General features: G+C 63.5%; 9 protein-coding genes. 3 read left to right on the top strand and 6 right to left on the bottom strand.

The features are described from left to right. Window positions 1-27: 27 nt before the first annotated feature. Together KW568_RS11620 and pssA are read right to left on the bottom strand one after the other, a co-directional pair. A complete protein-coding gene (locus KW568_RS11620) occupies window positions 28-1,173 on the bottom strand; it encodes a GGDEF domain-containing protein (protein ID WP_004577496.1) in 1,146 nt (381 codons plus the stop codon). A gap of 232 nt (window positions 1,174-1,405) precedes the next feature. After that, on the bottom strand, window positions 1,406-2,734 hold the full coding sequence (gene pssA, locus KW568_RS11615; RefSeq protein WP_004577497.1) for a CDP-diacylglycerol--serine O-phosphatidyltransferase: 1,329 nt from the start codon (window positions 2,732-2,734) through the stop codon (window positions 1,406-1,408). A gap of 181 nt (window positions 2,735-2,915) precedes the next feature. Between pssA and KW568_RS11610 the strand changes: the two genes are divergently transcribed. Further along, on the top strand, window positions 2,916-3,923 hold the full coding sequence (locus KW568_RS11610; protein WP_019751089.1) for a GlxA family transcriptional regulator: 1,008 nt from the start codon (window positions 2,916-2,918) through the stop codon (window positions 3,921-3,923). 124 nt (window positions 3,924-4,047) lie between these two features. Here KW568_RS11610 and KW568_RS11605 read toward each other — a convergent pair whose 3' ends face one another. The 3 genes from KW568_RS11605 to katG all read right to left on the bottom strand — a co-directional run bounded on the left by KW568_RS11605 (window position 4,048) and on the right by katG (window position 9,169). Then, window positions 4,048-5,382, bottom strand: a complete 1,335-nt coding sequence (locus KW568_RS11605) for an MFS transporter (RefSeq protein WP_003256101.1) — start codon at window positions 5,380-5,382, stop codon at window positions 4,048-4,050. 162 nt (window positions 5,383-5,544) lie between these two features. Next, entirely contained in the window at window positions 5,545-6,756 is a 1,212-nt protein-coding gene (locus KW568_RS11600; RefSeq protein WP_003256102.1) for a M24 family metallopeptidase, read from the bottom strand. Window positions 6,757-6,913: 157 nt separating this feature from the next. Continuing rightward, on the bottom strand, window positions 6,914-9,169 hold the full coding sequence (gene katG, locus KW568_RS11595; protein WP_259538380.1) for a catalase/peroxidase HPI: 2,256 nt from the start codon (window positions 9,167-9,169) through the stop codon (window positions 6,914-6,916). 388 nt (window positions 9,170-9,557) lie between these two features. On the opposite strand from katG, the gene KW568_RS11590 reads away from it, so the two are divergent. Then, a complete protein-coding gene (locus KW568_RS11590) occupies window positions 9,558-10,463 on the top strand; it encodes a LysR family transcriptional regulator (RefSeq protein ID WP_003256105.1) in 906 nt (301 codons plus the stop codon). A 59-nt stretch (window positions 10,464-10,522) separates the two neighbouring features. Here KW568_RS11590 and KW568_RS11585 read toward each other — a convergent pair whose 3' ends face one another. Then, entirely contained in the window at window positions 10,523-11,401 is an 879-nt protein-coding gene (locus KW568_RS11585; RefSeq protein ID WP_003256106.1) for a DMT family transporter, read from the bottom strand. Between the two features lie 244 nt (window positions 11,402-11,645). On the opposite strand from KW568_RS11585, the gene KW568_RS11580 reads away from it, so the two are divergent. After that, window positions 11,646-12,470 carry an aldo/keto reductase gene (locus KW568_RS11580; RefSeq protein WP_004577500.1) on the top strand — a complete coding sequence of 275 codons (825 nt, stop codon included), beginning with the start codon at window positions 11,646-11,648 and terminating at the stop codon, window positions 12,468-12,470. Window positions 12,471-12,479 lie beyond the last annotated feature (9 nt).

The raw sequence follows: 12,479 nt of genomic DNA, 5'->3' as shown, positions 1-12,479 counted from the left end.
GAAAGCGCCCCCACCTAGGTGACTCGCTCACTGCCGGAGTTCAACCACCGTCCGCTCGAAAAACCGAATGCTGTCGCGCCCCCCACGTTTGGATTGGTACAACGCCACATCCCCCTGCTCGATCAACGCCGCCAGGCTCGCCGGCGGCTGGTCGAACACGTTGGCACCAATGCTCAAGGTCACCGCCTGGGGCGTAGGCACGGTCTTGTCGGCGTACTGCTGGAACTGCTCACGCAGCCCACTACCCAGTTCCATGACCCGTTCACTGCTCGCGCCACTGAGCAAGATGACGAATTCATCCCCGCCCAACCGCGCCGCCAGCGAACGCTCGGGCAGCGCCGTCCGGATCATCTCGCTCAAGGCAATCAGCAAACGGTCGCCGGCGATATGCCCGTGCAGGTCGTTGACCAGTTTGAAGTTGTCGATGTCGATCAGTAGCAATGCCCCAGGTTGCGCCGGGCTCACGTCCTTGAAGAAATGCCCCGCCCGTACCTCCAGTGCACGCCGGTTGTACAGCGCAGTCAGCGGGTCACGGGCGGCCAGCCGGGCAATCCGCTCTTCACGCCGGTAACGTACGGTGCCGGTCATCGACAAGGCAATCAGCATGATCGCCATCGCGCCTTCCACCAGCGAAACCTGAATGATCAGCCCGCCAAAGGTCGCCAGGTCAATCAGCGTGCCTGGCGTGATCGCGATGGCCGCCTTGGCCACATAGAACAGCCCATGGATCAGCAACACATAGCGCAGCTGCACGGCCCCGACACTCAGCGATTTGCCATGTGGCCGCAGCAGGAAACTGGCCTTGAGCGTCAGCGAGGCCACCAACAACGAGTTGACCATCAGCATCACCTTCGACCACTGCGGGCCCACGGGCAGCAGCAGCAAGGCGAACCAGACCAGCACGATCATCAACCAGGCACGTGACAAGCGCTCCTGGGTGAAGCGCAGCACGCCGATCAGGAAAAAAACGTGGGCCACCACCAGCAAGCCATTGGCGAACCAGATACCGATGAACAGCAAGCCGACCCCGCGCAACAATGCCAGGGTGCTACCAACCGTAATCGTGGCGAAACCCGCACTCCAGTAAAGCAATGAGGTTTCGCGCACACTGCGCCATTCAATCGCCAGGTACAAGGCGGCCGCAGCGGCCAAAGCGACTGAAATAGTCAGCATCGTGGGTGGATCTAACGCCATATACGCATTGGCCTGTCTGGTTAACGGGAAAAGGCCCGACTGTATGCGATCGTGATCACGTTCAGAGGGGCCTTGCACGGTTGCCTGCACATTGTAATCCAGCCCCTGACAAAGGGCCGTGGGCAGCAATATCATAATGACATCAATGCGCGGTGCGCACCACTCTGGCCCTGTCGCTGGCTTGCCGGCGACAGGGCCATTACAGGCGACGTCAGAGCACCCGTTTGATCAACGGTTCCAGCCGGCTATAGCGCAACCGACGCAGAAACTTGCGCACTTGCTTGGGATGTTCGGCCTTCTCCCCCAGCGCCTCTGCCGAACCGATTCTCGGCGCAAAGCGCCGCAGTTCGCTCAACTCCGCTTCCCGTGGCGCCAGCCATTGCCCCTGCGGGTCGTCGATCAGCAGGCCGTTCTCAAGGTCCAGGTTGAACCCGCGCGGGTTCAGGTTGTTGCCGGTCAGCAGCGAATAACGCTGGTCGATCCACACGCCCTTGGCATGGAAGGTATGCCCCGGATCGTTCCAGATGCGTATTTGCAGCTGGCCGCTGGCAATCGCGGCGTGGCGGCGGCGGGCGAAGGTGCGCAGGTTGTCCTCATACAGATAGGGCAATGCACCACTGGCACTGAACGGTTCGCCAGGGGCGATGTAGAAGTCGTTGGCGGTGCGGTCACCGACAATCAGTTCCACCCCAACCCCCCGTGCCAGGGCATGGTCAAGTTCGCGCATCACGACCTGTGGCGGGTTGAAATACGGCGTACTGATGATGATCTGCGTGCGCGCCACTGCCAGCAAGGCGCACAGCGCCCGATTCAGTGGATTGCCACGGCCCACACCCAGCAGCGGGATCACCTGCAAGCCCTGCCCCGTCATGCTGGCAGGTACCTCGTAGGCCATGCGTCGCAGCCTTGCGCGCAAACGCCGAATGTCGCCGCGCAGGCTGCGGGTGGAAGGTGGCGCCGGCAGGTCGAGGCGCGGTGTGGCGGTGTGGTGCAGCAAACGCTGCACCAGGCCGACCATGGCATCAGCCAGTGCCGGTGACTGGAACACGTGGTAGCGATCCAGGCGATAGCGGTCGAAACGATGCAGGTAGACGTTGTTCAGACTGGCGCCGGTGTAGATCACACAATCGTCGATGATGCTGCCTTTAAGGTGCAACACCCCGAACAGTTCGCGGGTCTGCACTGGCACGCCATGGATCGCGATGTCCAGCCCGCGCAACTGACGCTGGGCCTGATACCAGGCGGCATTGCCCGGCTGACGCCCGGCCCCCAGCAGCCCGCGCCTGGCGCGGAACCAGTCGACCACGATGGTGATCTCCAGGCCTGGCCGCTCGGCCTTGGCCTGGTACAAGGCATCCAGCACTTCCTGGCCAGCCTCATCCTCCTGCAGGTACAACGCGACAATAACGATGCGCCGAGTCGCCGTACGGATGCGCTCGAACAGGCAGGCGCGGTAAGCCCTGGCATCGGGCAGCACCTGGATCGCTTCGGGGGCCATGGCATAGCCTGGCAAGCCCGCCAGCATGGTTTCGGGGTTCACTGACGCTCACCTTCTCTGTGCAATCACTGTCGGCCCAGCCAGCCGGCGGGGCCATTCCTGGCCGCTGCATCCGGGGTGTATGATCGACCCGGCAACGACCCATAACAACAAGAACCACGCGAGGCTCTGCTTTCTCACTGCCCCTGCCCAACCAGGCCTCAGCTTGCACAGGAACAGCGCAATGGTCCACCCCGCTTCTGCAAACCTATCGCCGTCTAGTGTAAAGAATTGTTCGGCAAAGACCTTTGGCTTCCTGATTTTGCCCAATTTCACCACCATCGGCCTTGCGTCGGCGGTTGAGACCCTGCGCATGGCCAACCTGGCCGCGCGCAAGCCACTGTATCGCAGTGTGCTGATCGCCGCAGACGACGCGCCGGTGGTCGCCAGCAACGGCATGCGCGTACTGCCCGACTACAACATCACCAACGCCCCCGCGCTGGATGCCTTGCTGGTGGTTGGCGCCAACCCGATCGACCGAAGCCGTAGCAACCGCCCATTGATCGACTGGTTGCGCCAACTGGCCCGCCAGCGCTTGCCGCTAGGCGGTATCTGCACCGGTAGCTACCTGCTGGCCAAGGCCGAATTGCTCAAGGGTTACCGCTGCACCATCCACTGGGAAGACCTGCCGACGTTGCAGGCACACTTCCCCGGTATCGTGATCTCCAGCCAGCTGTTCGAACTGGACCGCGACCGTTACACCTGCTCAGGCGGCGTGGCAGCCATGGACATGATGTTGCAACTGGTGGCCCGCGACACGGGCGGCCAGGACATCGCGGCCAAGGCCGCCGAGCTGTTGCTGTGCGACCGCGTACGCGGTGAGCGTGAGCGGCAGCGTGTGCCGCTGCGCACCCTGCTCGGCAGCGCCCAGCCCAAACTAAGCCAGGTGGTGGCGATCATGGAGGCCAATCTGGAGGAGCCGCTGGGGCTGGAGGAACTGGCCAGCCTCAACGACGTGACCGTGCGCCAATTGGAGCGGCTGTTCCACAAGTACCTGCAGCGCACGCCCAGCCAGTATTACCTGGAGCTGCGGCTGTCGCGGGCGCGGGAGTTACTGCTGCGCAGCGACGTGCAAGTGCGTGAGGTAGCGCTGGCCTGCGGCTTCAGTTCGCCTGCGCATTTTTCCAAGAGTTATAGCCGGTTCTTCGGGCTGTCGCCTTTAGGGGAGCGGCGGCAGGCCTCTCTCCACTGACGGGGGTCAGGTATTGGCATTGCTGGCCTCTTCGCGGGCAAGCCCGCGCCTACACGCACATCGGTGGTCCGCCACAGGCCGTTGTAGGAGCGGGCTTGCCCGCGAAGAGGCCAGTGCAGGTCAACTAATCTTCAAGGGCCCCGTGCGCCGTCTCCCGACACATCAGCATGGCCACCAGCGCCACCAGTGCTGCCGCCAGCAGGTATCCTGCCGGGGCCAGCTTGCTGCCCGTCACCTGAATCAGCCAGGTGGCAATGAACGGCGCAGTCCCGCCAAACAGCGAATTGGCCACATTGAAGCTCAGGGCAAACCCGCTGAAGCGCACCCGGGTCGGAAAGATTTCGGCCAGCAGGCACGGCAAGGTCCCATCGTTCATCGCCAGCATCGCACCGAAAAGGATCTGGATGGCCAGAATCACCAGCAGCGGCTGGCCGTCCAGCAGGCGAAACAACGGCACGGTCAACCCCAGGAACAACAGCGAGGCCACCACCAGCATGGTCTTGCGACCAAACTGGTCGGACAGCCGCCCCATCAGGAAGATCAAGCCGATATAGGTGGCCAGCGACACCGTCGAGGCGATGAACGAATCCCGCTCGCTCATGCCCATTTCACTGGACAGGTAGGTCGGCATGTAACTGAGCAACAGGTAGAACGCAACCGCATTCAGGCAGGTGACACCTATGCCGATCGCCAGACTGCGCCGGTGCTGGCCCAGCAGTTCGCGCAGCGGCGTCGTGGCCATGCCGGCCTTGGTTTCCAGGCGCTGCTCCATCTCCAGGAACTTGGGCGTGTCCTGCAAGCTCATGCGGATATAGCGCCCTACCAGGCCGAACGGCGCCGCCAGCAGGAACGGCAGGCGCCAGCCCCATTCATGCAGGGCTTCACTGCTGAGCAGCTCATGCAGCACCGCGACGAACGCCGCACCGAACAACAACCCCGCCGCCGTGCTGGCCGGCACGATGCTGGTGTACAAGCCACGCCGCCCAGGCGGCGCGTACTCGGCCAGGAACGCAGCGGCCCCGGCGTACTCACCCGAGGCGGAAAACCCCTGTACCAGGCGGATCAGCAACAGCAAGGCCGGCGCCCACAGCCCGATCTGCGCATAGCCCGGCAACAAGCCGATGCAGAAGGTGGATACCGACATGATCAGGATCGACCAGGACAACGCGTTGCGCCGACCGTGTCGGTCGCCGAAATGGCCCCAGACAATGCCGCCCAGCGGGCGTACCAGGAAAGACAACGCGAATACCGCGAAGGTAGCCAGCAGGCCGGTGGTCTTGTCAGTTTGCGGGAAGAAGGTGGCGGCGATGATGGTGGCCAGATAGCCGTAGGCGGCGTAGTCGAACCACTCGACGAAGTTGCCCATGAAGCTGGCCCGGGCGGCCTTGCGCAGCGCCTGGCGTTCGGCGTTGTGCGCGGGGCCGGCGATGGCGGATGGGTCTAGGGTGGTGCTGGACATGACGGGTACCCTCTGGTTCTTTTAATTGGAGGCAGGGTCTGGTGGTCATACGGGGATCTTGTTGTTGTCTGGGCCAGCCTTTTCGCGGGAAAACCCGCGCCTACGACAACGGTGAAATCCCCGTAGGAGCGGGCTTGCCCGCGAAGCAGCCGACGCCGATGCTTATTTGCGAATGATGTTGTGCTCCGGCCCATACGGGAACCTGGTGATGTTCTCGGCGCCGCTGTCGTTGACGATCAGGATGTCATGCTCGCGATAACCGCCCGCCCCCGGCCGCCCTTCAGGCAGCATGATCATCGGCTCGATCGACACCACCATGCCCGGTTCCAGCACGGTATCGATGTCCTCGCGCAGCTCCAGCCCCGCCTCGCGGCCGTAGTAATGGCTGAGCGTGCCGAACGAATGGCCATAGCCGAAGGTGCGGTACTGCAGCAGGTCGTGGCGCAGGAAGATCTCGTTCAGTTCGCGGGCGATATCGCTGCAGCGCATGCCCGGGCGCACCAGTTTCAGCCCGGCTTCGTGCACTTCGACGTTGGCCTGCCACAGGCGCAGGTACTCGTCCGGGCAGTGGTCAAGGAACAGGGTGCGCTCCAGCGCGGTGTAGTAGCCGGCGATCATGGGGAAACAGTTGAGGCTGAGGATCTCGCCCTTGCCCACACGGCGGCTGGTGACCGGATTGTGTGCGCCATCGGTGTTGAGCCCGGACTGGAACCAGGTCCAGGTGTCCATCAGCTCGGCGTCGGGGAAGCGTTTGGCAATTTCGCGCACCATCGCCTGGGTGGCATGCAGTGCCACCTCGTACTCGGGCACCTGCTCACGCAGGGCCTCGACCACTGCCGCACCGCCGATGTCGGCCACCTGTGCACCGTGACGGATAAGTGCCTGCTCCTCGGCCGACTTGATCATGCGCATACGCATGCACGGCGCAGCGATGTCCACCAGCTCGGCCTTGGGGTAGCAGGCGGCGAGTTTGCCGTGGTTCTGCAGGTTCAGGTGGTCGTACTCCACGCCGATGCGCGAGGCCAGCGGCAACGCCTGCTGGATGGCGACGAAATAGTTGTCGCGCTGCCAGTCGGTGTAGACGATGTTGTCAGTACCGACCGTGCGCCGCCAAGGTTGCCCGCCGTCGATGTTGGCACTGATCGAGACCACCTTGTCCTGGGTGATCACCAGCGCATAGGGGCGGCCGAACGAGCAGTAGAGGAAATCGCTGTAGTAGTTGACGTTATGGTACGAGGTGAAGATTGCCGCCTCGATGTCCTGCTCGGCCATATAGGCCCGCAGCCGGGCGTGGCGAGCAGCGTATTCCTGAGCGGAGAAGGTTGGCTGCACCTTGTCGCCATTGCGGATTTTCAGGGTCTTGGGCATTTGCATGGTCGGGGTTCCTTGTCGTTGTGAGCACGCTGTTCAGGCCGGCCGCCTGAGAAGCATTGCAACAGAACCGACGAGGACACTTTTGTATCTATCCGACCTGGAATTGGCGGGATAACCACTGGCCAAGGGGGCGCTGAGCGCCCCCCGCCAGGCAACGCTATTTCAAATCAAAGCGGTCCAGCTCCATGACCTTCTGCCAGGCGGCCACAAAGTCGCGGACAAACTTGTCACCCCCATCACTGCTGCCATACACCTCGCTCAACGCCCGCAACTGGGCATGCGAACCGAACACCAGATCGACCCGGCTACCGCTCCACTTCACCTGCCCGGTCTTGCGGTCGCGGCCTTCGAAGGTTTCGTTGTCCGCCGAGGTCGGTTTCCATTCCACGCTCATATCCAGCAAGTTGCGGAAGAAGTCGTTGCTCAGCGTCCCCGGCTTGTCGGTGAACACGCCGAGGTTGCTGCCACCATGGTTGGCGCCGAGCACCCGCAGGCCACCGATCAGCACGGTCAGTTCCGGCGCGGTCAAGGTCAGCAACTGCGCCTTGTCCAGCAACAGTTTCTCGGCCTTGACGCTGTAGCGTGCCTTGGTGAAGTTGCGGAAGCCGTCGGCCAGCGGTTCCAGCACGGCGAACGACTCGACGTCGGTCTGCTCCTGGGACGCATCGACTCGGCCCGGGCGGAACCCTACGCTGCCGCTGTAACCCGCATCCTTGGCAGCTTTTTCGACTGCCGCGGTACCGGCCAGCACGATCAGGTCGGCCAGGGAAACCTTTTTGCCGCCGTTGTTGAACTCGCCCCGGATCTTCTCCAATGCCGCCAACACCTTGTCCACGCCCTGGTTTGCAGCCCAGTCCTTCTGTGGCGCCAAGCGCAAACGTGCGCCGTTGGCACCACCGCGCTTGTCGGAGCCGCGGAAGGTCGACGCGGATGCCCAGGCGGTGGAGACCAGTTCGCCCACGCTCAAACCCGAGGCCAGGATCCTGGCCTTGAGGGCCGCGATGTCTTGCTCGCTGATCGTGGATGGGTCAGCTTTGGGCAACGGGTCTTGCCACAGCAACTCTTCATTGGGCATTTCCGGGCCCAGATAGCGCGCCAGCGGGCCCATGTCGCGGTGAATCAGCTTGTACCATGCACGGGCAAAAGCATCCGCCAGTTGCTCAGGGTTGTCTTTGAAACGGCGGGCGATCGGCGCGTAGATCGGATCGAAGCGCAATGCCAGGTCGGAGGTCAACATCGACGGTGCGTGCTTTTTACCGGGATCGTGTGCATCGGGCACCGTTCCGGCGCCTTTGCCCTCTTTTGGCCGCCACTGGTGCGCGCCGGCCGGGCTTTTGGTCAGCTCCCACTCAAAGTCGAACAGGTTATTCAGGTATTCGTTGCTCCATCGGGTCGGGGTGGAGGTCCAGGTCACTTCCAGGCCACTGGTGATGGTATCCCCGCCTTTGCCGGAGCCAAACGTGTTGTGCCAGCCCAGGCCCTGCATTTCCAGGCCTGCCGCTTCCGGCTCGGGGCCGACGTTGTCGGCGGGGCCGGCACCATGGGTCTTGCCGAACGCGTGGCCACCGGCGATCAAGGCCACGGTTTCTTCATCGTTCATGGCCATGCGGCCAAAGGTTTCACGGATGTCCTTGCCCGAAGCCACGGGGTCGGGGTTACCTTCCGGGCCTTCCGGGTTCACGTAGATCAGGCCCATCTGCACGGCGGCCAGCGGGTTTTCCAGGTTACGCTCGGCCGACAGGTCGCGATTCTGCTCTTCACCATGCTTGGCCGGCTCGGCCACCAGGTCACCCTGCCCCGGCGGCTGCGCCTTGACCTGTTCCTTGCCGTAACGGGTATCGCCGCCCAACCAGACCTTTTCCGACCCCCAGTACACGTCTTCGTCCGGCTCCCACACATCGGCACGCCCGCCGGAGAAGCCGAAGGTCTTGAAGCCCATGGACTCGAGGGCAACATTACCGGTGAGTACGATCAGGTCGGCCCAGGAAATCTTGTTGCCGTACTTCTGCTTGATCGGCCACAGCAGGCGCCGGGCCTTGTCCAGGCTGACGTTGTCCGGCCAGCTGTTGAGCGGGGCGAAGCGTTGCTGCCCAGAGCCCGCACCACCGCGGCCATCACCAATGCGGTAGGTGCCCGCGCTGTGCCAGGCCATGCGGATGAACAGCGGGCCGTAGTGGCCAAAGTCGGCCGGCCACCAATCCTGCGAGTCGGTCATCAGGGCAGCCAGGTCTTTCTTCAGGGCCTGGAAGTCGAGGCTCTTGAACGCCTTGGCATAGTCGAAGTCCGGGTCGGGGCTGGACTTGGAGGAATGCTGGTGAAGAATTCTCAGGTTGAGCTGGTCAGGCCACCAGTCACGGTTGGTGGTGCCGCCACCTGCGGTTTGATGGAACGGGCATTTCGATTCGTTCGACATCTGCGGGTACCTTTGGGTCGGTTATCCAGATTTCCGGTCTATGCCAGTGTTCTTTCAGCCGAGCGGGTGGGCTCGTACTACCCCTCATCAGGTGTACACGGGGCTTGCGAAGCTGTCACGGCGGGGGGGGGCACGGTCTTGCACGCAGGTGCTGACGCGCTGCCCTGTCGCGGAATTCGCGGGGCCACGAGAAAGACTAGCCGAGCTTGGGCAGAGTTCTAATAGAGTGGCTGTTGGAGCCTGATAGGCTGGCTCTGTCAGGCACAGGCCTGTATCGGCCTCATCGCGGTCAAGCCCGCGATGAGGCCGGCACATCCATACAAGGCACAGGGCCCTGCACCATGCTTCAATACACAGCCATACCCTTTGCCCAGGACGCCGAGCCCTCATGAACCGCAACGACCTGCGCCACGTCGACATGAACCTGCTGGTGCTGTTCGAAGCCCTGATGATCGAACGCAACCTGACCCGCGTGGGTGAAAAGCTGTTTATCACCCAATCCACCGTCAGCGCCGCCCTCGCCCGCCTGCGCGAGCTGTTCGACGACCCGCTGCTGATCCGCAGCGGCCGGGCCATGGAACCCACCCCACGGGCCATGCAGATCTTTGCCGAACTGGGCCCGGCCATGGACGTGATTTCCGCCGCCATCAGCCGCGCCCGCCAGTTCGACCCGGCCAACAGCTGCAACGTGTTCCGCCTGGGCCTTTCTGACGATGCCGAGTTCGGCCTGTTTCCGGCCCTGCTGCAGGCCCTGCGTGAAGAAGCCCCCGCCATTAGCGTGGTAGTGCGGCGGGCCAATTTCCTGCTGATGCCGGGCCTTCTTGCCAGCGGCGAGATCTCGGTAGGTGTGAGCTATACCACCGACCTGCCGGCCACCGCCAAACGCCGCAAGCTGCGCGACATCGGTGTACGGGTGCTGCGCGCCGACGACCGCCCGGGGCCGCTGACCCTCGACGAATACTGCGCCCGCCCGCATGTGATGGTGTCGTTTTCCGGTGACATGAGCGGCAACATCGACCTCGACCTGGCACGCATCGGTCGTTGCCGCAAGGTGGTGCTGGCGGTGCCGCAGTTCGGTAGCCTGCGCGCCCTGCTGCGCAACACCGAGCTGATCGCCACGGTGCCGGACTATGCCGCTTGTGCCCTCGCCGACGACGGCAGCCTGCGCGCCGACCCGGCGCCGTTCGACATCACCGAGGCCGAGCTGTCGATGGTCTGGAGCGGCGCCCAGGACAACGACCCCGCCGAGCGCTGGCTGCGCGACCGCATCCTGCAGTTCATGGCCACGCCGTGATGCCCTCTTCGCAGCACAACGCTGTTGCTACCGGCCGTAAAGCCTGAAGTACGCAACTGCTATTTGCTGCGCTGCATCCACGCTGCGCCAAGCCCACTGAGGCAGATCACCAAAATCCCCACCAGGCTCAGGGTATCCGGCACCTGGCTGTACACCACGAAGCCAAGCAACCCGGCAAACACGATCTGGCAATAGCTGAACGGCGCCAGCAACGCCGGCGCCGCATGGCGGAAGGCCTGGGTCAGCAGCAGGTGCGCAGTCATGCCAAAGCCCCCCAGTGCCAGCATCAACAGGGCATGGTCCCAGCGCGGCACTTCCCAGAAGAACGGCACCAGCGCACTCATTGCCAAGGTGTTGCACAGCCCCGCGTAGAAGTTGCTGGTGGTCGGGCTGTCATGCGCCGCCAGAATCCGCGTCAGCAACTGATAGAAGCAGAAGCCCAACGCCGAACCGAACGGATACAGAATGGCCGGGGTAAACATCGCCCCACCCGGGTGCACCACCACCAGCACGCCGATAAAGCCCATGACCACCGCCACCCACTGCCCCACTGTCACTCGCTCTTTGAGCAGCGGCGCCGACAGCGCGGTGACCAGCACCGGGGCAAGGAAGTTGACGGCCGTGGCCTCGGCCAGTGGCAGGTATTGCAAACCGGTCGTGAACAGCAGGCTGGTGCTCAGCAGGCTCAGGGCCCGCAAGGTCTGCAGTACCGGCCGGCGTGTGCGCAATACATTGAGCCCAGACTTGGGCAGGAAGATACCGGCCATCAGCAACGTGTGCACCACATAACGCGCCCACACCACCATGACTATCGGGTACAGGCCACCCAGGAATTTGGACAAGGCATCGTGGCTGGCAAACAGGAACGTCGCCACCACCACCAAAGCGATGCCGCGCAGGGGTTGGTTGACGCCGGACAGCGGTGTGCTGGAACTCATGGCTCTCTCGATGACGGCGCGGCAACATGCCCCGCCCAAGGAAGGCCGCGCAGGCATTGCCTGGCGGATGTGACAGCTGGGATTCTAGAAGAGATGCCGCAGCATAAGGAAGTTCATTTGCCGCTTGACCCGGTCAAGTGCAATTTGTGTTCGCTGATCGACCACTTTCCACCTTGTCTGCATGGCCCGTGCACGGTTGATCGCCGACCATCGACCGACCCTGCACACCCTACAAGGAATTTACATGCAAAGGCTCAGCACCCGCACCGGCCTGGACCTGCCCGCCATCGGCCTGGGCACCTGGCCAATGACCGGCAGTGAATGCACCCAGGCCGTGCGCCAGGCACTGGACGTGGGTTACCGGCACATCGACACTGCCACCGCCTACGAAAACGAAGCAGCCGTTGGCCAGGCGCTGCGCGACAGCGACGTGCCACGCGAGCAGATCCACCTGACCACCAAGGTCTGGTGGGACCGCCTGGAGCCCAACGCCATGCGTCAGTCGCTGGAAGACAGCCTGCGCGCGCTGGGTACCGAACAGGTCGACCTGTTCCACATCCACTGGCCAGGCAAAGACTGGGACCTGGCCCGCAGCATCGACACCTTGGTAGCCCTGCGTGACGAAGGCAAGGCGCGCCATATTGGGGTGGCCAACTTCCCGTTGGGGTTACTGCGCCAGGTGATGGAAACCCTGGGCGCACCCTTGTCGGCGATCCAGGTGGAATACCATGTTCTGCTCAGCCAGCAACCGCTACTCGACTTCGCTCGCAGCCATGACCTGTTGCTCACCGCCTACACCCCGCTGGCACGCGGCCAGGCAGCGGCGCAGCCGGTGATCCAGGCGATTGCCCGCAAGCATGGCGTACTGCCCAGCCAGGTCGCGCTGAAATGGCTGCTGGACCAGGACGGCGTGGCGGCGATCCCCAAAGCCAGCAGCCGCGAAAACCAGCTGGCCAACCTGGCCGCGTTGAGCGTGCAGCTGGATGACGAAGACCGCGCAGCCATTGCCGGGCTGCCGAAAGACCAGCGCGTGGTTAGCCCGCCGTTTGCGCCGGACTGGAACAGCTGAGGCCGCCGC

Source organism: Pseudomonas sp. HD6515, assembly GCF_024971855.1.
GTDB classification, from domain to species: Bacteria; Pseudomonadota; Gammaproteobacteria; order Pseudomonadales; family Pseudomonadaceae; genus Aquipseudomonas; species Aquipseudomonas alloputida.
This window is presented reverse-complemented; position numbering and strand designations above follow the sequence as displayed.

Excerpts from the sequence above, each read along its gene's own strand:
- KW568_RS11620 (WP_004577496.1), bottom strand. The coding sequence starts at position 1,173 with ATGCTGACTATTTCAGTCGCTTTGGCCGCTGCGGCCGCCTTGTACCTG.
- KW568_RS11610 (WP_019751089.1), top strand. The coding sequence starts at position 2,916 with ATGGTCCACCCCGCTTCTGCAAACCTATCGCCGTCTAGTGTAAAGAAT.
- KW568_RS11605 (WP_003256101.1), bottom strand. The coding sequence starts at position 5,382 with ATGTCCAGCACCACCCTAGACCCATCCGCCATCGCCGGCCCCGCGCAC.
- KW568_RS11600 (WP_003256102.1), bottom strand. The coding sequence starts at position 6,756 with ATGCAAATGCCCAAGACCCTGAAAATCCGCAATGGCGACAAGGTGCAG.
- katG (WP_259538380.1), bottom strand. The coding sequence starts at position 9,169 with ATGTCGAACGAATCGAAATGCCCGTTCCATCAAACCGCAGGTGGCGGC.
- KW568_RS11590 (WP_003256105.1), top strand. The coding sequence starts at position 9,558 with ATGAACCGCAACGACCTGCGCCACGTCGACATGAACCTGCTGGTGCTG.
- KW568_RS11585 (WP_003256106.1), bottom strand. The coding sequence starts at position 11,401 with ATGAGTTCCAGCACACCGCTGTCCGGCGTCAACCAACCCCTGCGCGGC.
- KW568_RS11580 (WP_004577500.1), top strand. The coding sequence starts at position 11,646 with ATGCAAAGGCTCAGCACCCGCACCGGCCTGGACCTGCCCGCCATCGGC.